Origin of the sequence: uncultured Legionella sp. (genome assembly GCF_937871865.1) — a bacterium.
GTDB lineage: Bacteria > Pseudomonadota > Gammaproteobacteria > Legionellales > Legionellaceae > Legionella.
On record NZ_CALMPD010000221.1, the window covers coordinates 1 to 24657 of the forward strand.

Consider the following 24657-nt stretch of genomic DNA (forward strand, 5'->3'; position numbering starts at 1 on the left):
CGATTAGAGAAAAAAGAGACTGGACGATGGGGTTATGAAATTGAAGAATCCGATGCAGAACAATCCGCAATTACCACTCCCAATAATCAGAAGATTGAAAAATCAAATAACCATGCTCCTCTCTATTTTGCTATTGATGCCAGCTACCCTGTTACCATAGTTTATCGTGGAGCTAGAAGAGGACCATCTGAAATTTTCAATCAGGGCTTTCTGAGTCAAGGAAACGATACCAATCTAAAATTACATATATATGGTACAAGTGAAAATAGAAATTTTTATAAAGAATCGGGGTTCGTATCTGCCTCAGTCTCAAAAAAATCAGCATTAACCTTTCCCAGAGCCCTCCCTTCCAAAGCGATTCAACAACAAACGTTCCTGTATGAAATAACTCCCTCAGAAAAAGGAATAGATGCAACAAAAGAATTTATTAGATTAGCTACCAAATCTTCGGAAGTTCGAGCTTATAATGATTATCTCAAATATGAAAAAGAAATTGCTTTTCCCAATAAAATTAAAGCTCAGGATATTAAAGGAGCATGGCCTGTGGATGTTTTTGATGCGGGCATCATTGAGCTAGAGTCTATCGGAGGAAAACCAGTTTTCGCTGCTGGATATTATAGAGCGCAACGAACTCACCCAGCTGCCTTTATCCCGAACCCCAATTACAAAGAGCCAATCATTCCAAACCTGAATGATGTTATTTATAACCCCAAAGGCGCATACATCTGGAACGCTGCGAAATATACAGGGCATGGATTAACAGGGATGGGCGCGATATTGGATGCTCAAAGTCTCTATAATGAATACCAACACAGTGTGCAAACACACGATTTTACCAATACCTATAGTGAAGCAAGTCGCATTGCTGGTGGCTGGTCAGGAGCAACCCGCTTAGGTATTTTATCAGCCCAAACAGCGCTCATATACAGCGCTCCTCTATCACCTATAGGCCAAACGGCTGCAGTTATTGTTAGTGGTATTGTGGGTTCGGCAGCGGGCTATTATTTTGGCGGCGAAGCAACGCAATGGCTTTATAATATGAATAGACGTGATGATTTGATTAAGCCTGTCTATTCTGAAAACATACGCACCAGCACATTAAACGGCACCATAACAACGATGGAAAGTGGTGCTCGTATTGGTCGATTTACCTATAACAGCACGCCAGCTGAAGGCAATAATAAGGCCACAGAACAATCTGAAGCAGAGACCAGACAAAAACATTTGTCCAATTTAATGACCACTATCCCAGAACCTGCCAATACTCACCCATATGATTTATATTTATCTACCCTTAATCAACAAACTCAGTCGATAAATCAATTACTTGCCGCATCCCGCTCTTCTATTGAATCCTTAACGAATACCGTAATAACTAAAGGTGCGGATGTTGATCGCTTACAAAATCATCTTACCGGATTGCAGCAATCAAGTGCTTCATCAGCAGGCATGAGCCAGACTCTAACAACTCCCTCCTCTTCCACAAATGACTTGTCTCAACATGTACACAATCTGGCGAGCAGTCAAAATACATTTACTCAGGCATTTGCTTCAACTCGTGCCACGGATTTTTCTCAATTTACCCAGCAGTCAAGACCTACGTATGACTTTGACACCGCAGAAGAAGCATCTCGATATGCAACTTTTTTCTCAAATTATATGCATGGTGATTTCAGGGAGCGCCCCAAACCCCCTCGTCATAATTTTTCCTTTTTTGGCGGAGATAATCGAGGTGAAGGTGGGCGTGGTTGGGATAGAGCCTGCGACAGCCGATATCAGGATTGTAGCTCTTCTAATCCTGGTGACTGTCGAAGCTCAAATTCTGACCGTTGTACTTCTTCATTATTTAAATAACAAAGAGATTTTATTATGCCCAAGCACTTGTCATCCCTAACTACCACTGAAATTGAAAATATTAAAACAGAACTGCAAGAGAGGCTAAAAACTAATGCAATACCAGCGATAATGGCAGAAGAACAGCTTAAATTGGCCAATGCAATAAAAGCAGTTAAATATCCTTATTCTGTAAACAATATTTTAGTTTACATTGATAAAAACACCGCCAATCTCTTGGGGAATTCTTCTCATCCCCTTTTACAACAATGGGGAACACACTGCACAAAATTTTATGAAGCCTCCCCAAATAAACACTTCGTAGTGGCAGAAACGGGGATAGTGACAACAGGTTATATTTCTCGAAAGAATGAAGGATGGTGGTCAGGGTCAGGGTCAGGGACGTTTTCTATATCTATAGGCGGCTTTGGATATAATCTAGATGAGTTTCATGGTCATGGAGTGTGGGACCTTGGTAACAACCAATGGTTAGCCAGCCCATTAACCCCGTTTAGGCCTATTGCTAGGGGAAATATATACCCAACTACTTCTTTGGCGCAATGGCTTTCATTATTAGGTTACCCTCATCCTACAATAAATCCAACGTCAACACGTCTTGAATTGCTAACCCCGCCTCATCTGGCCGCATTAACCGGCGATATGGAATTAATGAAACATTTATTGGAACAAGGATTTACCTTGGATAATAAATTAAATGCTTGGGAAATTACTCCTTTAGAGTTAGCAATTAGTACTAACCAGATTCATATGGTTCAATTCCTAATACAACAAAATGCCCTGGAACATTTAGAAAAAGTACAGCTATTGGCGGTAAAAGAAGGTTCAATGGCTATGATTGATACTTTTTTAACTCATTCTTGGTTAAGTCATACCGTTTTAGAAGTCGCTCGAGAGCGAGATCCCTTATTATTTACCTACCTTGATGAAAAGCAACGTGCAAAAGTTGATGAGCTGCTCATGACGGAATCCTCACTAAGCGTGTTGCGCACTTTATTAAATTCGCCACAAATACCTAGCCAGTTATTAGCAGATATTATTGCTATTTATCCAGAATTGGTATTAAACCCTGTGCCTGAAGATATGAATGAAAATACCCTATTACATCAATTGGTCAATACTAAAGACAGCGCGAAAGTAACCCGTCTTCTAGAAGCGATGTTTCATGCCTGTTATCTTGATATCCCACATTATTCTTTAGATTGTGAACGAAAGAACAAGCAAGGACAAACAGTACTTGATTTAGCATTGAACAATGGGGTCAATGAGATAACGTCCGCTATTCTACTCTATGGTAATCCTAAAAACTTAACTTTAGAGCAACAAAACAAACTTGTGGCCAGCAAAATAGACATTGGCGCCATCACCCGTGACAGAGAGCAAAGGGCACTCAAATTAGCTCAAAATGATCACAAAGCAATAGTACAATTAAAACATGCGGCGATGGATACAATTAAAGAAGTGATAAGCATCAAACAAGTGAATGCCCAGATAATCAAACAACTGGAGCTACAAAACCAGCAGATTCAAATGCAACAACAAATGTTACATCATTTCGCACAATTATTAGGTTTTAATATGGAGCCTATGAATAATTCAACTCCCATGCAACAACGGCAATTGCTGGCACCGGATAATCGATTTTTTGCACCTCAGCAGGAGGAGAATAAAGTTATTGAACTAATAAATACCTCTACCTTCGAGAAAAAATGACCACATGGGGAACACCATGACGCCACGTAAAATTGATCATCGTTGACATTCCTAGGTTCTGTGAATGAAATTTTAATTCGTTGTACATAAGTCGTCGTTGAGAACGAAGTGAAGCATCACTCTGGATTGCTTCGCTAACGCTCGCAACGACAGGTTTTACGATAAAAAATTGGTTCACAGAACCTAGGAAAAAATCCAGCATTTATCTGGACTGAAAACTTTTTGCAACAGAACCTTTTGACCGGCATGTACTTCTCATGATACATAAAAGAATGATATTTTGAATTATTACGTCAGAACACAAACTCCATAGCACCAGATCTTCAAAATGAACACGGATTACTGGCAAGGAGCTATTTGATAAAACCATTATCTAAACCAAGGACTTTATCAAATAGCTTCTTACGCAAACTATTGATGTAGACTTAGGGACGACACCATGAAAAAAACAATCATACGGTATTTGGCTTCATGAGCAGCATCAGCTTCACAACGCAAGCAACAATGCCCGTATGGACGTTTTCGGCACCCAATCCGAAGCAGGCTAGCGTTTCAGCCGGTAACACGGTCACGGTACAGTACACGGTAACCAGCCAGTCACAACAAGCAAAAAAACTGATAATGCCAACGACTACCGGTTTAAGCGCTTCTCCCTGTTATCTGGAAGGCAAAGGCAGCACCTGCCTCCTTACCCTGACGATAAACGGCAGCCAAATGCCTGCCAATGGGTTTCATGAAGGCCCGGTCCTCTGCGAACAGGGAAACCCCAATCAATGTTATTGGCCCGATTCCGACAATCAATTACAGGTGAGTCGCGCCACCGCCCCGGCCACTCCCGGGCATTTGCAATTAAGTCAGTTTGGCAGTCCGGTGACATCGCTAACACTACAAACCGGTGACAGTGGCATCTTAACCCTCACAAATACTGGAGGGAGTGCCATTACCGCATTAACCATTCAGCTACCGTTTGGCTGGCAGTCTTATTTTAACAATCACTGTCCAACCACATTGGCCCCTCAGCAAATCTGCACACTTAGTTACACGATTCCTGGTGTATCCGCTACCGGCATTTTTAATCCTTTGGTCGTTCAGGCTACCCAGGCTGATAATACACTTACAGTCCCTGTCAGTATTCAAACCATAGGGGCAGCCTATTGCTGGGGGGAGAATTCCCTGGGACAGCTAGGTATTGGTAACAACACCAACAGCAACACACCGGTGCAGGTCAGCGCCAGTGCTTTAGGCCACGATGTGGTAGCGATAACAGGCGGGTCTTCCCAAACCTGCGCCCTTAAGAAAACGGGAGATGTGTATTGTTGGGGAGAAAATGCCGATGGCCAGCTCGGAAATGGCAACAATACCCCGAGCAACACGCCGGTGCAGGTCAGCGCCAGTGCTTTAGGTCTGAATGTGGTAGCGATAACCGAAGGAGAATCCCATGCCTGCGCGCTGAAACAAACGGGAGAAGTGTACTGCTGGGGAAAGAATAATTCTGGCCAGTTGGGCAATGGCGGCAACACCAGCAGTAATATCCCGGTTAGCACAACCGTATTCTCTGCTTTAATGCTGTTTCAGCATAATTTAAGTACGAGTAGTTGCGCCATACACCCGAACCCCTAAGGAGCCTGACTATTACCCATAACTCTATAAATTATATGAATATATTTCATTAAATTAATTCTCTGTGATAAATAGGAGCAAGATTACTGTTGATAATAAAAATACACGTTCTTGAAATGAGGACCAAATTTGAAGCGCCATTGACGTGCCGATTCATAATTTACCCCAATGCCGCCACTCAGAAACATCACGGTAGAGGATTAACCTGGCAATTAGAACAAGATGAATAAGCGAGTCTGGCAACCAATTATCGTCATTTGGGTACTTACTACCTATATATTGCTTTTTTATCTGATATTTCAGGATAAATTCAAGCTGGATTTCAGCACCTTCTATTCATCCGTTCTGGCAATAATGCATGATGAAAATCCTTATAAAGCATTAGTGGCGGACTATTTACCCATTCCCAGGACATTATCTAATAATTTATGCCCCCCTTTCTTTCTCATTTTGACTTATCCTTTTGGCTTGTTAGGCTATCATGCCGCTCTGTTTTTGTGGTGTTTGTTTTCCTTCATATCCGGATTAATTGGAGCAGGCCTTGCCTTTTCCTTCGCTTTTTCAAAAGACAGCCTACGCAAACATGGCTTGGGCTTGCTGCTTCTTTATATGATGCTCTTCTCAACCATTATGAATCTCGCTGTAGGGCAAATGGGGGCTGTTTTATTTTTTTTCATCATGTCAGGCTACTATTATTACTTACAAGAACGTGATTATTTGGCAGGAATACTGTGGGCAATTATTATTTCGATAAAATTTTTCCCCGGATTATTGTTCTTTTTCGTGCTGTCCGAGCGTCGTTTTAAACTATTGTTTATCATGCTTTTTGTTTTTCTTTGTTGCTGGATAATCCCTCTATTCTTTTATGGCCCACAAATTTACCTGCATTATTATACATTAATGAATAATATATCCTGGTACGCAGACAGCTGGAATGCAAGCATTTATGGTTTTTTATTCCGGCTGTTTACTTTTAGTTATCATGTTCCCTATGAGCTGCGTATGACGATCAGATTGATTTATGTGCCAGTATTCGCTATCACGCTCGCCCTCTATTATCACTTCTTACGGACAGGCACGAACAATCACGCAACAAATCATTATCGATTCAGCCTCACCTTAGTCTTCATGCTGTTACTCAGTCCCCTCGGCTGGATTTATTACTTCTCTCTGCTTATCCTACCCTTAGCACTAAGTTGGTCCAAAGAAGTGCAAAAAAACAATGCGCCATCACTGGCTTTAGGACTTTGGCTACTTTGTTTATTTTTACTCAACTTTCCATTTGACTATGTAAGAATTGGTCATATACCCCATATTTTCACCCGAGCGACCATTTATTCTTTTCACTTTTATGGCCTGCTCATACTCGCTTATCTGATTATCAAAGAAAAAGAGTTGCCCGGACAAAATGAACTGATTGCCACCCCGCTTCTGAGCTCATTAGTATTCATACTGATTCTTAGCTCAGCAGTTCCATTGGCGAGTTTTATTGTTGCACTTATTCGCTGAAGAATATGGTTCATCACTCATCAAAAGTACCTTTTTCCAGAAAATTCAAGATTAATTTCTCTGTCTCAAAGTTACTCATAATAAAGGTATGAGTAGAATTAATTACCACCAAATCGGTCGTTTCATTCAGCATTGCAGAAGACGGAGGAACCTTCGCATCAAAGCGTCCGGCGATGATTCCCATTTTGATATTTGGGACAGGAACATGATGTACATAAGAGTTCTTATCAGAGCTTAATTCAGCTAAAGGCTTTATAGGTGAGGTAAACCAGGGAAAAAATTGTGTTGAAATTTTTGCCAGAAAAGAGCCTTGATTAGGTGGCGCCATCATAATCAGGTAACCAATATGCTGCAATTGATTCTTGGTAAGAAAGGCAATAGCCTCTCTGGAAATAATTCCCCCAAGACTGTGAGTAATAAAGTGAATTTTGGCCCCAGGATTCTCCGCTATCAAATGAGCAATATAGTTCTTTAAATAAAGGCCATGGTCTCGAATGGTGTATTTTGCCGAAGGATAGCTGTAAGAGTAAACCTGATACCCTTGATGTTCCAGGTATGATTTTAAAAAAGTCATACTCATTGAAGTGCGCATTAATCCATGAATCAAAACAATCAGTTCACGTTGATGTGTTTCTTTCTGGATAGAACGCTCGGAATCAATATCGCTCCCTGCACACGATTGATTGAGAAAACAAAGGCTAAGAACTAGAATTGAAATCAATCTGATGATATAGCCCCTATTGCCCATGGTTTTACCTTTATATGTTTCCAATTAATTTACCTATCAGTTCTTTAGCAAGCATTTATCTTACTGCAACAGAAAATAGCATAAGAAAACACCCTTCTTAAGCTTTTTTAACAATGTAACATATACTTAAAGCTCCCTCATTAACAATTCAAATGGAAATGAAATGACCGATTCTCGAATAGATTTTTATAAGGTTTCTCCTGAAGCAATTAAGGCAATGATGGCTCTTGAAGGATTTGTCAATCATAGTGGCCTGGAACCGATACTGCTTGAATTGATAAAACTTCGTGTTTCCCAAATCAATGGCTGTACTTTTTGTGTCGATATGCATTGTAGCGACGCGTTGAAAGCAGGTGAATCACAAAGAAGAATCAATGCCGTAATTGTATGGCATGAAGCTCCTTTTTTTACCGAGCGCGAACGAGCAGCTTTGGCATGGGCGGAAGCCGTGACCTTACTGTCTGAAACACATGCTCCGGAACATTTATATCAAGAACTGCTCAAACATTTTAACGAAAAAGAAACCGTAGCACTTACTATGGCCATTATAACCATTAACGGCTGGAACAGGTTTGCAGTAGGTTTTCGTAAAGTACCATCACAATAAATCCAGCAGCGAATTTAGGGTCAATTGACCCTATTTTAATTTCAAATAAATCCACCGCCCGATTAAAAATAAAATTAAGACACACAATCCCCATAACAAAATCATGGGAAGAAAGAATATTGCAAATTGAATGATTCCATAAGTAAATTGCCGCACTCCGTTGATGAGGGAATGATAGGATTCTGTAACTACCCCAGATATATTCCAACTGGAATCCTTAGCCGTCAGGATGGCAGGATTCATATTTAAACTGATAGTAATTAATGAATAAGCGACTGATTCTTTGAAATATTTTATTTTCCCTTCCAGAACATCTATTTTCTTTTGAGTCTCCTGAGTTGTTGGAATACCTGCAATACATCAGGAGTTTTGGTTGCTCCTTGCATGATTTTCGTTAATTGCGTTTTTGTTGTTTGTAAATTATTTAACTCGCTCTCCAGGTTAACGTATTGCTCAGTAATATCTTCCCCAGTGACTGACTCCTGCACTACCTTCACAGCCAATCCTTTTAATGCATTCATCATACTATTTAGGCCATTAGCAGGTATACGAATACTCATTTCCGCATATCGGCCGCCATACAAAGGATCATTGAAATCAGAATAAACAACATAGCCATTTGATTTTTCTGTAATTTTGGTAATATCATCTATAGCTCGAGATAGATCATTCACTTGCAATGTAATGCGCGCATTGCGAATAATCATTCGTTTCATCGCGGGTTCCGACGGCACCAGGGATATATTCCCTGCTTTCATCGCAGCCTCATCTGCCGGGATAGAACCTGCGGTATCAGGTGCCCGATAAGCAGTTTGCGCGCCCCCATACATGGTCATCCCTGCCCGAGGGACCACTAGTTGATAGCTAAAAAACAAAACAGAGTAGAGCCCGATAACAGCCAGTGTGTAGAAAATGACTTTTTTCATCATGCGTCACATTATTTTGAATATTATTCAAAAATCTAGCACAAAACACTCATAATGACCACTTAAAGACCAATTAAGACTTAAATTTGATTTTACACTTGCTAAAGTAGCATATGAAGGACAAGAATAAAGAATACAACTATTTGTCTTTAGGAGACAGGATGACTCATGACAAAGAAATCAATGATCTGATGCAATCAGTTGCAGAGAAAAGTCTGCAGATTATTTCAGACCTGAAGGAAATGCCCAATCAGCTCCCCGTTTTGCTGAGTAAATTTATTGAGTTAACAGAAAATTTTCAAAGTTTAATTACCGTTATTTTAAAAAATCCGGAAAAAGTATGGCAAATGCAGCTGGATTATTGGAACGATGCGGTTAATCTGGCCCAGACCCAATTAACTCATTGGCTGGAAGGCAAACCCATGCCCATCGAAGATAATCGCTTCAATGGCAAGGACTGGCTTAATAATCCGTTTTTTAATCTGTTAAGCCAACAATACTTGCTTGCCAATGAACACATGAACTCCTTATTAGATAAAATGGAGTATAGCGATAAAAATCTAGCCAAACGTGTGAAATTTTTTACCAAGCAATATCTGGATGCGCTATCACCTGCAAATTTTGTTCATACCAATCCTCAACTCATTACAGAAACCATACAAAGTCGTGGTAAGAACCTGTTACACGGCCTACACAACCTGCTTTCAGATCTGGAGGTGAATTCTTCACGATTAAATATCAAAATGAGTGATACAGCAGCATTTACCCTAGGCGTGGACTTGGCAACAACCCCTGGCAAGGTAGTATATCGCAATAGCATGATGGAGCTGATCCAATATGCCCCTCAAACACCCAAGGTAAAATCAATCCCTCTACTCATTATTCCGCCATGGATCAACAAATATTATATATTGGATTTAAGCCCTCATAATTCATTAATCAAATGGCTGGTTGCTCAGGGAATAACCGTATTTATTATCTCCTGGGTTAATCCGGATAAAAATTTTGCCAAAAAAGGCTTATATGACTATTTAAAAGAAGGCCCGATGACGGCCATTGCAACCATTCAAAAACAACTTAATGTCACATCAGTAAATACTTTAGGCTTTTGTATCGGTGGAACTTTGCTTGCTACTCTATTGGCCTACAATAAAGCACATCAGGATTCATCGATAAACAGCGCTACGTTCCTGGCGGCAATGATAGACTTTACTGATCCAGGTGATATTGCGGTGTTTATTGATGAACAGCAAATTAAAAAACTGGAAGCAGAAATGGACTCCAAAGGCTATCTGGATGGCAAACTCATGGCATCCAGTTTCAACTCGCTGCGAGCCAATGACCTGATTTGGTCTTTTTTCATCAAAAATTATCTGCGCGGAAAAACTCCGGTTCCGTTCGATATTCTGTATTGGAATGCGGACTCAACCAACATGCCAGCCACTATGCATTCCCAATACTTGCGCTGGATGTATTTAAATAATGATTTGGTCAAACCCAATAAAATTCATCTCAATCATACTCCCATTGATGTAAGAACCATTGATGTCCCAACATTTTTCCTATCCACCCAAAAGGACCATATAGCGCCTTGGAAAACCACATACACTGGATTCCATCTGATGAGCGGACCAAAACGCTTTGTATTAGGAGGCTCGGGACATATAGCAGGCATAGTCAACGCCCCCAATGCAAAAAAATATGGGTACCGAACAAATAACAGCAGTCCGGCGTCTCCCGAAGAATGGCTGGAGCATTCAGTTGAACATCCCGGCTCCTGGTGGACAGAGTGGCTAAAATGGCTCAAAGCCCATTCAGGAAAGTCCATTACTGCCCCTGATTTTAACACCCTTCCGTTAACACCCATAATGGATGCGCCAGGCAGCTATGTATTGAAAAAATAAATAATGAACGGGGATTAACCAGAATAACAGGCGGTGTCAGGGATAATGCCCCCACTGCCAAGTCAACGTGTCAGTTATGCGCACTAAACCGCAAATCAATCCAATACCTAAAAGATACAGATACCCCACAAAAATGAACAAAAAAAGACCGATCAAGTTGATTTATGATATACTGCTCTTAATTTGAACACAAAGGTATGCAGACATGCGTGAAAAATATCTTAAAGACGACAGTGATCATGAAATAATTAACACCGATTTAATTAGAAAAATTAGTAACGGTGAAACTCCTGAAACATTAATTATTACTGGTGACGTTGATTTCGGTTTTTTTGCGGATAATCAGGATCTGTTTGCAACCACGCTACTTGGTGCCTGTTTGAAAAACAGAACAACCAAAACAATTATTTTCGATGATTTATCTTTAGATGCTATCCATTGTCTTCTCCCTGTGTTAGCTACTTTAAACAAAATAGATAAATTGCTTCTTCGCAATTTAAGTGTAGATAGAGTATCCCATATATGTACTGAGCTTGCCGAACATTTGGCAACCGCACCAGAAATGATTCTCGACGACCTGGTTACCCATAAAAAGTCCTACGCTATCGTAGATAATTTTAATAAGCAAAAAACAGACTACCTTCGAGCACAGAATCCCAAAAAGAGGGAATTGGGACATGATGGGAAAAATGAAACAAGTAATAAAAAAATTCGTTTAGACAATGCCATGGCAATTGAAAATCAGAATTTAGCCCCAATAGGCCTCCCTCAAGATGTGCACGAAAAAAAAATTGGGATCTCCGACGCACACATTGAAACATTAAGAAAAATCCAACAAAACTATCTTGAATCTTCTCCCAATTTCACTGATGAAAAAAAGGTGATTCACGCTAAAAATGTCCATCAAAAGCAATTCATTGACTTTATAACAAAGGATAATTCCAGTGTTGAAGAATACATGAAGTTCATTCCTTGGTTGGATAAAATAACAAGATCCCCCATATTTGCACTCAAATCTGACGCCCTGGTTTTAGCAGCAGAGAAAGGCAAACTGCACAAGGTACGTTTCTTGTTAGGCGGACAAGTAAGGAAGATTCATGGTTCACCAACCCCTGAAAATAAAAAAGCAGTAGAAGATGGATCGGAACTTTTGATTATTAAAAAAAAATACCCTAAAGGAACAAAAAAATTATTAAACCAACCGCCTTATTTATTGGCATTTAAAAATAAAAACGGGTTTTATGAAGAACAGGGATTTAAGCACTCATTATTGGACAACGCGAACTTCCATTCCACTGGCTTACATCACGCACAAATAATCAATTTTGCGATAAAATATGCACGACAAGAGGGAACTTATCCTAATTGGTTACTCCATACTACGCCAGGCATCTCCGCACAATCCATATACAGCGCATTTCAAGTCGCTATTCACAATGGTGATTTATCCATTGTGTATGTGCTCATGGAGCATATACACCTGCATTTGACCAAACATCAACCTCAAATGATGATCCAAGAAAACGCAGGTGAAGAGGATGCCTATTTATTCGCGTTACTTAGTTCTCTAGGTTGTTTTGCTATACAACATAACAATATCAATTTGCTCAGCTCTTTAATAAAGATACAAAGCGACTGCCTCAACGAGGAAATGCTCTTTCATGCTGCCATAAAAAACCAAAATATTAATGCATTAGATTTGTTATACCGCACATATTTTAACAGTGACCAGGAAATAACAGCTCATTTTAAATTATTGCCTCCTGGTTCAGAAGCTCTGTTAAATTATTATCTGAGTGATGCAAATGATTTTTCTCATAGCATTGCCACCCAGGAACAAAGCTATGAAATTCTAATACCGCAAACACCAGAGGAATATTATCAACTTAAAGAAAAAGTACTGCACGACGCCGAAACGTCAATTCTTCTTATTACCAATGACGAATATACCTTGGGATTAAGTTCTGACCAGAGTTATCAGGAACATAGGATAACAGGGGAGTATAATCACGCATTAATCAAAAAAATCGTTGCCGAACAGTGCAACGGCAATAGCGTTAAAACCAGCGGATGGGCTACACGGCACTTGCGCCAGTTATTACTCTCCCTTGAGGTGCATACACCTCATCAATATGATCCTGAAGCACTTATAGATGTAATCGAACGGAGCTATGATTGGAAAAAGATAATAGAGCTGTTGTTGCAAAATAAATATTTCGATTTATCAATAAATGACAATGATTTGATCAAACGACTGACGCAGGAACACATTAAATGGATTAAATATCAAGAGAATCCCCATTCATTTACTACCTATATGTCTTCATCTCGATCTTATAATATTCTTAATATTCTAATCACGTTATTAATGGATAGGTGTATTAATAAAGCAAGTGCTGAAGTGCATATGGATGATTACAGTCAGGCCGTAAAATTTGTAATCGAAAAGGGGTATGCTGAGACACTTCCTTTTCTAATCCAGCGTAAACAGCAAGCAGCTTCTAGCTTGGCACTTATTTTTAGAATGTACCCTCAAATAATGAACGAAGCATTAGATACCGGTATGAAGGAAAGCGCTGGAGGCATTTTGGATCCATTACTACAACATTTGCAATTGCTTGGCTTTGCTTTACCCACTCAGAACTCAATGCAAGAGCTGTATAAGCAGCTGGAAGACATTCAGGAACAGGAAAAACAAGTCCAGACATCCTCGATAGAAATGGATGCGTTAACAAAGAATAAACAAATGACACAGAGCAGGCTGAAGGAGCATCTGAACACGATTCAGCAAAATGAAAAAAAGAACCTGGAAACGATAAAAATTCTATTTTCTTCTCCATGTGTATTTAAAACAAAAACAGCAACACAGTGGGCTGAATTCTTTATCAAGCAAAAAGAACATGGAGCCCACATTCCTTCTGATCTAATCCTTAGTCTTCAACAAGTACAGACGTGGCGTGAATTAAAAGCTAATCCTCACGGTTTTTTCCAAAAACACCATATTGAAAACGCATACATTCCCGGTGAAATATTTGATCTGATAGAAGATAAATTGTTGAAACTTTTTTGAGGAATGCGGCAATCTGAAGCATAGAGACACTGCCATTTTAACCGTCATCCAGAGGAGTAAACGACGAAGGCTCTCCCGGGATTCAGGAGATCCCTCGCTATACTCAGGATGACGTACTGTTCTTAACATAATGGCAGTGAGCGATAGAGAATGGGGATACCCTTAATAAAAACATTCACATGAAGCATTTGTAGCAAGGCAGAATGAATTATTCATCAGATTACTTGCGACTATTCTGAACCTGTAATAAAGTGGCAAATATGAATTGTAAAACGTTTCATCTTTTTAAAGTAACATGCTTTATTTTAGTCTTGGCTGCTTTTATTGCCTGTGCCATTACTTTTCAACATTATTCACTTGAAATCATTAAACTAATTGATGACTTGGGATGGATAGCGCCAGTTCTTTTTATCATTACTTACTGTTTGGCATCTTTATTATTATTGCCCACCATGGTACTTACTTTAGCTGGAGGTGCTATTTTTGGGCCCGTATTTGGCCTGTTGCTCAACCTGGTTGGCGCGACCACCGGTGCTGGTTTAGCGTTCCTCATTACTCGCCATCTTGCGTATGACTGGTTTTCTAATAAAAAAGGAGAAAAACTAAATCAGTTAATCGCGGGGGTCGATGAAAAAGGATGGTTGTTCGTAGCCTTGTTACGCCTGATTCCAATAGTTCCATTTAATCTGGTCAATTACGGTATGGGTATCACCGGCATCCGGTTTCGCCTGTATTTGCTAACTACCTTTGTTTTTTTAATCCCTGCAGAAATTATTTATACCTACTTTGGCTATATAGGGATGGATGCTCTTTCCAGACCAGGTCATTTTTATCGCAATGGCGGAATTTTACTCATTGGCATAGCTGTTTTGTTTCTTTGCATTATTAAGTTCATCCGCAGAAAGCAAGGTGATTAACCTGTCTATTAAAGCATGATTTACCTCAAAAATAGTCTGATCGATAGCAAGCACGCGCCGAAGACCTTGTAATGAATTAGTAATAAAGACCGCATCAGCATCTTCAAACATTGCTTTAGTCACTGCTGTTTCACTATAAGAAATATCCTGTTGCCCACATAATTTTAAAATACGAGAACGAGTAATTCCCGGCAAAACCCCATGTTCCAAACAAGGCGTTATGATTTGATTGTCTTTAATCAAGAACAGATTGGCACAAGTCGTTTCGGTTACGTACTGCTGTAAATTAAAAAACAAAGCATCATCGGCCCCGAGCGAAAGTGCATGACGACGCGCTAAAACTTCTTCCAGATAATTTACAGTTTTCAATCGATAAACAGGATTTGTTGCATCCCGTAACCATGGGACACTGATTAATCGAATAGGATGATTACGAATGGAATAATTGAAGGTTTGAAACATGAGCTGGCTGACCTGTCCCCTCTCAGCAAGACCTCTGGGAGCGGAGCCGCCACTTAAAATGGCTTTGATTCCACCATGATACAAATTATCTCGTTTAATTTGTTGGGTCAGATGTTCAAACCAATCATCAGCGGAAAGCTCAAAAGGGATACCCAGTTGGCGCGCAGAATCAAGCAATCGCTGCCAATGCAGATGTGCAAAGCAAGGAATTGAGCTATCCACTTTAATGGTTTCAAATAATCCCTCGCCAAAAAAAATTCGGTCATCAATGCCAAATGCGGGTATAGCATCACCCTTTTCTATTATTACCCGTGTATGCATTAAGAACCCATTCTTTAGTAGTCTACAAAATCATCAAGCTCATCACGCAAACGCTTTTCTTCCAGCATTTTTTCAAGGCGTCTTCGAGCATCCAAACCATTAGCTGGTAGTTCAGTAAATTCAGTATCTACCTCTACCTCTTCAAAATCATCTCCAACTTCAATTATTTCTTCTTCATCTTCTTCAAACAAGTCTGTCATGCTTATTTCTCTCAGAGAGTTAACACAAATTCGTTAATTCACTTTATCAAGTGGAACAAAATACCAGCCGGCTATATACCTCATTTTTATTTTTTTGCCTAGTTTTTTTTATTTTTTTTCTATAAATTTAGACTAAAGCGCGTGGCCAACGGCTCCTGACACCATGGTAACAAATGATACACCAATGGTATAATTACTTGAACTTTATCGATAAAAAAACTAATAATCAGAAAAGCGAAATAACAAAAAGTAATTTTATGCCAGACCATTTTAAAGTTGCATTAAGAAACGCCATAAAGCAGGTGCGATCCACATTATCCATTCAAAATCGCTCTTCATCCTCTAATCAAATTTGTACCCGAATACGAGCACTTGAAGAATATAGAAAAGCAAAAACCATAGCGCTTTATTTTGCCGTCAATGGAGAAGTTGACCTAACCAGCATCTGGAATAGTGCACCTTTACAAGGTAAATTTTGTTATTTTCCAGCATTAAACAAGGATCAAACCCTATCTTTTTTACCAGCAACCCCCAAAACCCCATTTATAAATAATAAATACGGTATCCCAGAACCCGATGTCAGCCGCGAACAGGCCATTCCCATCGAAGACATCAATCTGATCATTATGCCCCTGGTTGCCTTCGATACCCGATGTACACGATTAGGCATGGGAGCAGGCTATTACGATAGGACATTGGAACAGCAAAAAAAAGGAACCTTCATCGGTGCAGCCTACCAGTTCCAACACGTAGATTATCTAGAGCCCCAAGCCTGGGATGTGCCACTAGACGCAGTAGTAACCCAAAAAACCACATACTGGCGCCATCCAAAATCATAAGCCTCCCAGCTATTAAGTTAAAAAAGCACGTCATCCATAGCATAGCGAGGACTCTCCTGAAGCCGGAGATCCTTCGTCGCAAGCTCCTCAGGATGACGGCCAAAATCCATTAACTTAATGGCAGTGCCCTGTATAAGCGAAGCGCAATACATCATTTTTTTATAGAACGAATCCCAATGTTGAGTGGCTTGGATTTGAGTGCAGGTTAAGCGAAAGGTATGTCTGAAAAAAGCGCAGTGTACATCAGGTACATGAGCATTTTTTCAGACATACCTTTCGCTTAAGATGCGCCAAATACAACCACTCAAAGGGCGTCGTTGTTGAGTTCGCCGGTGCGTATGCGAACGACCTGTTGTAACTCATAAACAAAAATCTTGCCATCACCAATCTTACCCGTATAGGCTGATTTACAAATAGCCTCTATTGCCGTTTCCACCATTTCGTCTGGCACAGCCAACTCTATTTTAATTTTTGGGAGAAAATCGACAACATATTCTGCCCCACGGTATAACTCTGTATGCCCTTTCTGACGCCCAAAACCTCGAGTTTCGGATATGGTAATCCCAGGAACACCTATTTCTATCAATGCTTCATGTACATCATCAAGCTTAAAGGGCTTAATGATTGCGGTAATCATTTTCATATCAATCCTATTATTTTTGTAATAATGCTCAAGCTACTCTGATGGGTATAGTTCTTGATAGACAGTTTTGTTAGACTGTCACCATTAACCCATATGGAGTAACTATGTTTGACCCGAAACAATTTGACGAGTTAGCTCAAAAATTATTTGCTGCTCTTCCCCTCAGTCTACAAAATATTGAAAATGACATCCAACAAAAATTTAAAGATATTCTGCAGGCAACATTCACCCGTATGGATTTAATTACCAGAGATGAATTTGATGTTCAGTGCAAAGTACTCACCCGCACTAGAGAAAAACTGGAGCAACTACAGAATCAGGTGGATGAATTACTTAAAGAACAAAAAAAATAAAAGCCAGTACTATTTTTTAAATGCTCCAATCGACCTCGGATTGAATTCGGAATCATCCCAGGTACTATGAACTGAGCACCAGTGTGTTACAAAAGAACTGTCATACATCATGATTTAAAAATGAATAACAGAGGCTGTTAAGGAACAACACAGCCTAACGTCCAACAAAACAGGAAACTACATAATGAATCTCGCATTTACCAAAACGCGTAGCACTATCGGCATTCTGGCACAACCAGTGTCAGTAGAAGTACATCTATCAAATGGATTACCCGGTTTTACTATGGTCGGGCTTGCCGAAACAGCGGTAAAAGAAAGTAAAGACAGGGTTCGCAGCGCGATTATTAATAGTCAATTTGAATTTCCCTGCCGCAGAATCACAGTAAATCTGGGGCCGGCTGATTTACCCAAATCAGGAAGCGGTTTTGATTTGCCTATAGCCCTGGGCATTCTTGCTGCCTCAGGTCAGATCCCTCAGCACAAATTAGCAGGATATGAATTTATAGGCGAATTGGCATTAAGCGGAGAGCTAAGAGGTGTTTCTGCCATTATTCCCGCCGTATTAGCCGCTCACAAAGACCAACAAACATTAATTATTGCCAGTGCAAATGCTTCTGAAGCCTCATTGACGGGGCATCAAGGAGTGTTAACCGCGAATAATCTAAGAGAGGTCTGCCATTTTCTGTGCAACGATGCCCCCTTACAAAGTCTTCCTCCAAGACCAGAACTCAATATCACAGACCATGATGTGGATTGGTCCGACATTAAAGGCCAGTTTCATGCGAAAAATGCCATGGAAATTGCTGCGTGCGGTGAACACAGCATTTTATTATGTGGCGCTCCTGGCAGTGGTAAAACCATGCTGGCCAAAAGATTTAGCACTCTTTTACCTGAATTATCCGAAACTCAAGCTCTGGAATGTGCCGCAATAAACTCAATACGTGGAAAACTACCCAATTTCTCAGAATGGCGTACTCCACCATTTCGCGCCCCTCACCATACCGCATCACCGATGTCTTTAGTTGGTGGCGGCAACCCGCCAAAACCTGGAGAAATTTCATTAGCACATCATGGCGTATTGTTTCTGGATGAATTACCCGAATTCAATCGACAGGTTCTCGAAACATTAAGAGAGCCGTTGGAATCAGGACATATTTGTATTTCAAGAGCTGCGGCTCAGACAGAATTTCCAGCAAAATTTCAATTGTTGGCAGCAATGAACCCCTGCCCCTGTGGTCAATGGGGCAATGCTCAAGCTAACTGCTTATGCACACCAGATAGAATCAGCCGTTATTTAACTAAATTATCGGCCCCTCTGTTAGACCGCATAGACATGCACATTACCGTTCACGCCTTACCACAGGAAGAACTCATCAAACCTAATATTAATACTGATAAATTAAGTCCTCTGATTAGAGAAAAAGTAATTCACATTCGTACAATTCAACTAGAACGACAAAATTGCACCAACGCCAATTTAAGTGCCAAACAATGTGAAATAGTATGCGAATTAGGTGCAGCAGAACAAACCTTTTTAAGTGAGGCCATGAATAAATTGAAGCTGTCAGCTCGCGGTTATCATAGACTGCTCAAAGTCGCTAGAACTATAGCAGACATGAATGAAAGCAAGCATGTAAGCCTTAAGTTCTTACAACAAGCCTTATCCTATAAACAAGCATTACAAACACCTAAATAAGAAGGACTAATTTTTAGTGAGTTGCAAATAAGTTGTCGTTGCGAGCGTTAATGAAGCAATCCAGTACTGCGTTTTACTCCGGATTGCTTCATTAACGTTCGCAAAGAGGAGCTTTTATGCGGCCTATTTTATCCCATGAGATTATTAAATAATGTACATTCTAACTGGCAATCAATGAGTCAAAAATAGCCATTCGAGCATAAACTCCATTGGATACCTGTTGTAAGATAAATGATTGAGCACCATCAGCAACATCACTGTCTATTTCAATACCTCGATTCATAGGCCCCGGATGCATTACCATGGCATCAGGTTTAGCGTAAGCTAAACTGTTAGAGGTTAAAGCAAATTGTTCTCTGTAAGATGTTACATCAAGATGTTCGGTTTCAGACAGGCGTTCTCGCTGAACCCGTAAACAAATAACCACATCAGCATCAACTAAGCCATCACGTAAATTATTGGTTACTCGTCCAAAATGCACCTTTTCTGGCTGCCACAACTCAGGTGCAACTAAAACTAATTCGCCAACCCCTAATTTAGCGCAAATGCATTGAAATGAATTAGCCACTCGAGAATGCTTAATATTCCCGACAATCGCTATTTTTAACTTATCCAGGTGCGGCTTTTGCTCCAAAATAGTCATAGTATCAAGAATAGCCTGACTTGGATGAGCATGCGTTCCATCACCCGCATTAATAATGTGAACAGAATCTCCCAGATTATCCGCTAATTGCTGCTGTAATCCCTCTTGTTTATGTCGCATCACAAAATAGCCGATCCCCATTGCAGACAAAGTCTTAATCGTATCCTCTATCGCTTCCCCTTTGCTTTCTGAAGAATGCTGCAAATCAAGATTAATCACAGGCATTCCGAGATGTTGCGCAGCCAATTCAAAACTGACACGAGTTCTTGTACTGTTTTCATAAAATAAATTCGCTACAGTATGGTGTCTGTAAGCAGGAACATGTCGTTGTTGTTTAAAAGCGATAGCACGCTGGAGCACTGCTTCTATCTGCTGGCGTGACAATTGACTGATTTCGAGAAAATGGGTCATAGTGATTCCATGGTGAAGAGCTGTAGTCAGTTTAATTTACTCAGGATATTGTAACCATTGCTCCAAAATAACACATGCGGCAATGCTGTCTATTTCTGTTTTTTTTAACTTCCGATAACCACCTTGTTCGAACAATTGTCCGCGGGCTTCTACAGTAGATAATCGTTCATCAACTAAATGAACAGGCATGGTAAAACGTTTACGTAATTGCTTTGCAAATCGACGCGCAGCCGAGGTAGTATAAAGCTCACTGTCGTCAATACAGGTAGGTAAACCAACGATTAATGCTTCAGGATGCCATTGAGAGATCATCTTTTGGATGATGTTCCAATCAGGAACACCCATTTTGGCATCAATAGTAGACAAAGGAGAGGCACTACAGGTTAGCCGCTGGCCAACTGCAGCACCAATGCGCTTATAACCAAAATCAAATCCCAGAAAAACCCCACTAGGCATGACCGGCATCAGAACTAAGTTGACTCATTTTTACCCCTAAAGTTAATCCGGCGTATTCCCAACGCTCATTAAATGGTACTTCATAAAGAATTTCAGACTTATAAGGGCACACTAACCACACATTATCCATTACTTCTTTTTCCAATTGATTATCTGTCCAACCTGCGTAACCCAAAGTGACAAGCACGTCTTTCGGTCCTTTATCATCAGCAATGGCGCGGATAATATCATTTGAGGTAGTAACAGTCACCTCATCTTGTAAAAACAAACTGGAACGCCAACCTCCAACTTGTTTATGAATCACAAAACCTCGTTCTGGTTGAACAGGTCCTCCAAATAACAACGGCATACTATTTTGTTCTACACGAATAGGCTCAATCTCTAACTGCTCAAAAACAATAGATAAAGGATACTGCATCGGCCTGTTTATTATAAGGCCAACAGAGCCTTGCTCATGGTGCTCACAAAGATAGATTACAGTTCGTTCAAAATTAGGATCATTTAACGAGGGCATAGCAATCAACAAATGATTCGCAAGTGAACTGATAATAGCCATTAGATCCCCCCTCCAAAAAAAGTGTTACGCTCAATTTAATTATATACCATAAATGGTTCTAAATTTAATCACATAGAGCCCAATAAACACACAAATAACCAAGAACACAAATAAATTCTCTTTATCCAAGATGATGCTTATTTGCTGCTGCCCGATGGCATGGCATTTACAACAGAAACTTTAATGTATAAGGTCGAGTTTTGAGAAAAAGGCCTCCCTGCTGTAAATGAGGTGGAAGAAGAGTTTGTATTCTGAGCACCTTCTGCACTGCCTAACGGTACCCATTTGTTTAATGGAGCCATAATAGTAGTATTCACCTGTTGATTATCAAATTGTTGTCCACCAGCCGCATTTCCTTGCTCACGTACTCGTTTGACTGATAATTTCACTTGATTCCCTTGCATGACGGGCTGAACTAATAAGCCATTCTGAATATTATGCTGTTGATAGGAAACACCGGTAAAGAAGCCCACACCGACTGAGCTGACGATTGGAACCTGCTCACCAGTAGAAACAAAAGCTGACTCTCCACTCATTACCTTCACTGATTGACTGCGTTGCGCTTGAGATTGTGGATTCGTGCTGTACACCACATCATTATTGTTTTGCTGGCTTAACCAATTAGGATCACCCTGATAGATGGAAATATTAAACGTAACCGGCGGCACATCAAGCTGATGCAGTATTTCTCGGATTTTAGTCAAAGTAGGTGGATTAACAACTACGATCAACGTTTGACCCGCCCCACTTATTCTCTCGCCTTCATCTGAATCAATTAATGGTTGTAACAACTGCACTACTTTATCAGCCTGTATGTAGTTCAACTCAATCATTTTCGTTATGGTCGTTTGCGCAAAGGCACTTCCGGCTAAAAATAATAAACCAATCAACCATCGATTCATAATCAAACACTCCTTGTGTTTACTAGCGAAGAACATCCTTTATTCTTGTATTGTAGCACTGAAATATGCAACTTGATGGGATATACTTAAATGAGAGGTTTTGTTCCTGCAAAAGTTTGGGTATAATCGCTTCAATCTATCTTCTGAGATATGAATACTATGGGCAGCATTTTCAATATGTTTGGGCCATCGCCAATCAAACCAATCGAACAACACATTCGTAAGGCTCACCAATGTGCCAAACAATTATACCCATTTTTTGAGGCAGTCCTTAAAAAAGACTGGAAAACCGCAAAGAACATAAAAAATAAAATTATCTCTTTAGAAAAAGAGGCTGATTTTATCAAACGTGATTTACGTCTTCATCTGCCTACTGGCTTATTTTTGCCAGTATCGCGCACAGATTTACTCGAACTCCTGAGCGCTCAGGATAAGATTGCAAATAAAGCAGAGGATATTGCTGAATTAATTACCAGCAGAAAAATGACCATTCCAGAACCATTGATCCCTGTTTTCATGCCCTTCTTACATCGTTGCCTGGATGCGTCCAAGCAAGCATGTAAAGCGATTAATGAACTGGATGAATTACTGGAAACAGGGTTCAGAGGCAGTGAAGTCAAAATTGTTGAGGAAATGATCCTTAAACTTGATGAGATTGAGCATGACTGCGATAAAATGCTTGCTGACATCAGACATAAAATCTTCGAACTGGAACAGGAATTATCTGCAATAGATATTATGTTCTTGTATAAGCTCGTCCAATGGATTGGCGAATTGGCCGACCATGCTCAGACAGTTGGTGGTCGACTTCAAATTCTAATAGCCAGGTAATATATTCCCATGGATTATTCAATAGTTTATCTTTTAATTGCCGTTGTTCTTTGTTTTTTAATGACTTGGGGTGTTGGGGCTAATGATTTAGCCAATGTGATGAGCACCACCATGGGCTCAAAAGCAGTAACCGTTCGCCAAGCCATGCTCATTGCCATAATTTTTGAATTTGCAGGAGCATTTTTAGGGGGTAATGGGGTTACTGAAACCATGCGTGATGGAATCATTAATACCAGTCAATTATCAAATGAGCCCTTAATTCTCATTGAAGGCATGCTTGGCGTTCTGCTCGCTTGCACCATATGGATGAATCTGGCCAGCTATTTGGGGGTTCCGGTTTCGATAACCAATGCTCTCGTTGGCTCTATGGTTGGCTTTGGTGCCGTAGTCCTAGGAACAGATGCCGTTCATTGGGATCAAGTGGGGCGAATTGCTATTAGTTGGGTTACCTCCCCAATGATTTCCGGAATTACAGCTTATGCTTTGTTTATCAGCATTCAACAAACAATTTTTGTAAAAAAGAATCCGTTGGCAAAAGCGAAACTCTACATCCCTATCTACCTGTTCCTCATCGGATCCATTCTATCGTTTATCACTGTGTTTAAAGGTCTGAATCACTTTGATATTCATTTGAATTTCAAACAGGATCTGGCAGTTACGCTGGCAACCAGCATTATTATTACTATCATTGGGATGATTTTCATAAAACGCATCCCAGAGAATCCCAAAATCAGACGCAGGGAGCGTTTCATCCAGGTTGAAAAATATTTTGCAATTTTAATGGCAATGACCGCCTGTGCTATGGCTTTTGCCCATGGCTCGAATGATGTAGCTCTGGCTGTTGGCCCACTAACCATAGTATATAGTCTGGTAATGAATGCAAATCAGGTATTTGATGCAAATAATTATCCGGCATGGATCATTCTTTTAGGCTGTGTTGGCGTTATAACTGGCTTGTTAATGTATGGCAAGAAAGTAATAGAAACAGTAGGCAGCGCTATTACTGCATTAACTCCTAGTCGTGCCTTTGCAGCAACACTTGCTGCAGCAAGTACGGTAGTAGTTGCTACAAGTACTGGAATCCCGGTTTCAGCCACCCAAACATTGGTAGGAGCCGTCCTTGGTGTGGGCTTAGCACGAGGTATTGGTGCATTAAATCTTATTGTTATCCGTAATATTTTTATGTCCTGGATTTTGACCTTGCCAGCAGCATCGATACTGACCATTATCGCCTATAAATTATTGCATGCATTTTTAGGTTAAAACCATCCTTCATTTGCTGGGCTTCGCAAGCCCAGCAGCCCGGCAATAAAATCAAACGAAGGTTAATCGAAAAAGTAGATGAAGCACGCAGATAAAAGGCATCCAGGATGCCTTAACAATGAATAACTCAATAGCTTAAAACTCTTCCCAAATCTCGCCTTTATTATCCTTGTACTCTTTATCATCTCTCATATGAGCAATACGCTCATGCTTTTT

General features: G+C 40.2%; 21 protein-coding genes and 1 pseudogene. 13 read left to right on the forward strand and 9 right to left on the reverse strand.

Going from position 1 to position 24657, the window contains the following annotated elements:
- The 4 genes from Q0495_RS11830 to Q0495_RS11845 all read left to right on the forward strand — a co-directional run.
- A partial coding sequence (locus Q0495_RS11830) for a hypothetical protein (protein ID WP_298626570.1) occupies positions 1 to 1854 on the forward strand: 1854 nt, incomplete at its 5' end.
- Positions 1855 to 1869: 15 nt separating this feature from the next.
- Entirely contained in the window at positions 1870 to 3564 is a 1695-nt protein-coding gene (locus Q0495_RS11835; protein WP_298626573.1) for an ankyrin repeat domain-containing protein, read from the forward strand.
- 471 nt (positions 3565 to 4035) lie between these two features.
- Entirely contained in the window at positions 4036 to 5184 is a 1149-nt protein-coding gene (locus Q0495_RS11840) for a hypothetical protein (protein WP_298626576.1), read from the forward strand.
- Between the two features lie 222 nt (positions 5185 to 5406).
- Positions 5407 to 6693 carry a glycosyltransferase family 87 protein gene (locus tag Q0495_RS11845; RefSeq protein ID WP_298626577.1) on the forward strand — a complete coding sequence of 429 codons (1287 nt, stop codon included), beginning with the start codon at positions 5407 to 5409 and terminating at the stop codon, positions 6691 to 6693.
- Between the two features lie 13 nt (positions 6694 to 6706).
- Here Q0495_RS11845 and Q0495_RS11850 read toward each other — a convergent pair whose 3' ends face one another.
- Positions 6707 to 7465, reverse strand: coding sequence for an alpha/beta fold hydrolase (locus Q0495_RS11850; protein WP_298626579.1), 759 nt, complete (start codon positions 7463 to 7465; stop codon positions 6707 to 6709).
- Between the two features lie 139 nt (positions 7466 to 7604).
- On the opposite strand from Q0495_RS11850, the gene Q0495_RS11855 reads away from it, so the two are divergent.
- Positions 7605 to 8048: a carboxymuconolactone decarboxylase family protein gene (locus tag Q0495_RS11855; protein WP_298626582.1), complete on the forward strand. Its 444-nt coding sequence runs from the start codon at positions 7605 to 7607 to the stop codon at positions 8046 to 8048.
- 30 nt (positions 8049 to 8078) lie between these two features.
- On the opposite strand, the pseudogene Q0495_RS11865 reads toward Q0495_RS11855, so the two are convergent.
- A pseudogene (locus tag Q0495_RS11865) lies at positions 8079 to 8977 on the reverse strand (DUF4349 domain-containing protein).
- Positions 8978 to 9135: 158 nt separating this feature from the next.
- On the opposite strand from Q0495_RS11865, the gene Q0495_RS11870 reads away from it, so the two are divergent.
- The 3 genes from Q0495_RS11870 to Q0495_RS11880 all read left to right on the forward strand — a co-directional run bounded on the left by Q0495_RS11870 (position 9136) and on the right by Q0495_RS11880 (position 14865).
- Complete coding sequence (locus Q0495_RS11870) at positions 9136 to 10878, forward strand: class I poly(R)-hydroxyalkanoic acid synthase (RefSeq protein WP_298626588.1); 1743 nt, start codon at positions 9136 to 9138, stop codon at positions 10876 to 10878.
- A 205-nt stretch (positions 10879 to 11083) separates the two neighbouring features.
- Positions 11084 to 13948, forward strand: a complete 2865-nt coding sequence (locus Q0495_RS11875; RefSeq protein WP_298626591.1) for a hypothetical protein — start codon at positions 11084 to 11086, stop codon at positions 13946 to 13948.
- Positions 13949 to 14208: 260 nt separating this feature from the next.
- The gene (locus Q0495_RS11880; protein WP_298626594.1) at positions 14209 to 14865 is read left to right on the forward strand and encodes a VTT domain-containing protein; all 657 of its coding nucleotides are present in this window, start codon (positions 14209 to 14211) and stop codon (positions 14863 to 14865) included.
- Here the strand turns inward: Q0495_RS11880 and Q0495_RS11885 are convergent.
- On the reverse strand, positions 14797 to 15648 hold the full coding sequence (locus Q0495_RS11885) for an aminotransferase class IV (RefSeq protein WP_298626597.1): 852 nt from the start codon (positions 15646 to 15648) through the stop codon (positions 14797 to 14799). The genes Q0495_RS11880 and Q0495_RS11885 overlap by 69 nt on opposite strands.
- 14 nt (positions 15649 to 15662) lie before the next feature.
- Positions 15663 to 15848: a PA3496 family putative envelope integrity protein gene (locus Q0495_RS11890; protein ID WP_298626599.1), complete on the reverse strand. Its 186-nt coding sequence runs from the start codon at positions 15846 to 15848 to the stop codon at positions 15663 to 15665.
- Between the two features lie 257 nt (positions 15849 to 16105).
- On the opposite strand from Q0495_RS11890, the gene Q0495_RS11895 reads away from it, so the two are divergent.
- Positions 16106 to 16687 carry a 5-formyltetrahydrofolate cyclo-ligase gene (locus Q0495_RS11895; RefSeq protein ID WP_367274415.1) on the forward strand — a complete coding sequence of 194 codons (582 nt, stop codon included), beginning with the start codon at positions 16106 to 16108 and terminating at the stop codon, positions 16685 to 16687.
- 304 nt (positions 16688 to 16991) lie between these two features.
- Here the strand turns inward: Q0495_RS11895 and Q0495_RS11900 are convergent, their stop codons facing one another.
- Positions 16992 to 17330 carry a P-II family nitrogen regulator gene (locus Q0495_RS11900; protein ID WP_298626605.1) on the reverse strand — a complete coding sequence of 113 codons (339 nt, stop codon included), beginning with the start codon at positions 17328 to 17330 and terminating at the stop codon, positions 16992 to 16994.
- Between the two features lie 104 nt (positions 17331 to 17434).
- On the opposite strand from Q0495_RS11900, the gene Q0495_RS11905 reads away from it, so the two are divergent.
- Together Q0495_RS11905 and Q0495_RS11910 are read left to right on the forward strand one after the other, a co-directional pair.
- On the forward strand, positions 17435 to 17683 hold the full coding sequence (locus Q0495_RS11905; protein WP_298626609.1) for an accessory factor UbiK family protein: 249 nt from the start codon (positions 17435 to 17437) through the stop codon (positions 17681 to 17683).
- 184 nt (positions 17684 to 17867) lie between these two features.
- Positions 17868 to 19379 (forward strand): YifB family Mg chelatase-like AAA ATPase, encoded by a 1512-nt coding sequence (locus Q0495_RS11910; protein WP_298626612.1) that lies wholly within the window; start codon positions 17868 to 17870, stop codon positions 19377 to 19379.
- Positions 19380 to 19539: 160 nt separating this feature from the next.
- Here Q0495_RS11910 and Q0495_RS11915 read toward each other — a convergent pair whose 3' ends face one another.
- From Q0495_RS11915 to Q0495_RS11930, 4 genes are all read right to left on the reverse strand, one after another.
- Positions 19540 to 20433 carry an aspartate carbamoyltransferase catalytic subunit gene (locus Q0495_RS11915; RefSeq protein ID WP_298626614.1) on the reverse strand — a complete coding sequence of 298 codons (894 nt, stop codon included), beginning with the start codon at positions 20431 to 20433 and terminating at the stop codon, positions 19540 to 19542.
- Positions 20434 to 20469: 36 nt separating this feature from the next.
- Complete coding sequence (ruvX, locus tag Q0495_RS11920) at positions 20470 to 20889, reverse strand: Holliday junction resolvase RuvX (RefSeq protein ID WP_298626616.1); 420 nt, start codon at positions 20887 to 20889, stop codon at positions 20470 to 20472.
- Positions 20882 to 21445 carry a YqgE/AlgH family protein gene (locus Q0495_RS11925; RefSeq protein ID WP_298626619.1) on the reverse strand — a complete coding sequence of 188 codons (564 nt, stop codon included), beginning with the start codon at positions 21443 to 21445 and terminating at the stop codon, positions 20882 to 20884. The genes ruvX and Q0495_RS11925 overlap by 8 nt, the downstream gene beginning before the upstream one ends.
- A gap of 137 nt (positions 21446 to 21582) precedes the next feature.
- Complete coding sequence (locus tag Q0495_RS11930; RefSeq protein WP_298626630.1) at positions 21583 to 22350, reverse strand: secretin N-terminal domain-containing protein; 768 nt, start codon at positions 22348 to 22350, stop codon at positions 21583 to 21585.
- A 174-nt stretch (positions 22351 to 22524) separates the two neighbouring features.
- Here Q0495_RS11930 and Q0495_RS11935 point away from each other — a divergent pair, with 174 nt between their 5' ends.
- Entirely contained in the window at positions 22525 to 23178 is a 654-nt protein-coding gene (locus Q0495_RS11935) for a TIGR00153 family protein (RefSeq protein WP_298626622.1), read from the forward strand.
- 9 nt (positions 23179 to 23187) lie between these two features.
- Positions 23188 to 24441, forward strand: coding sequence for an inorganic phosphate transporter (locus tag Q0495_RS11940; RefSeq protein ID WP_298626625.1), 1254 nt, complete (start codon positions 23188 to 23190; stop codon positions 24439 to 24441).
- Positions 24442 to 24657 lie beyond the last annotated feature (216 nt).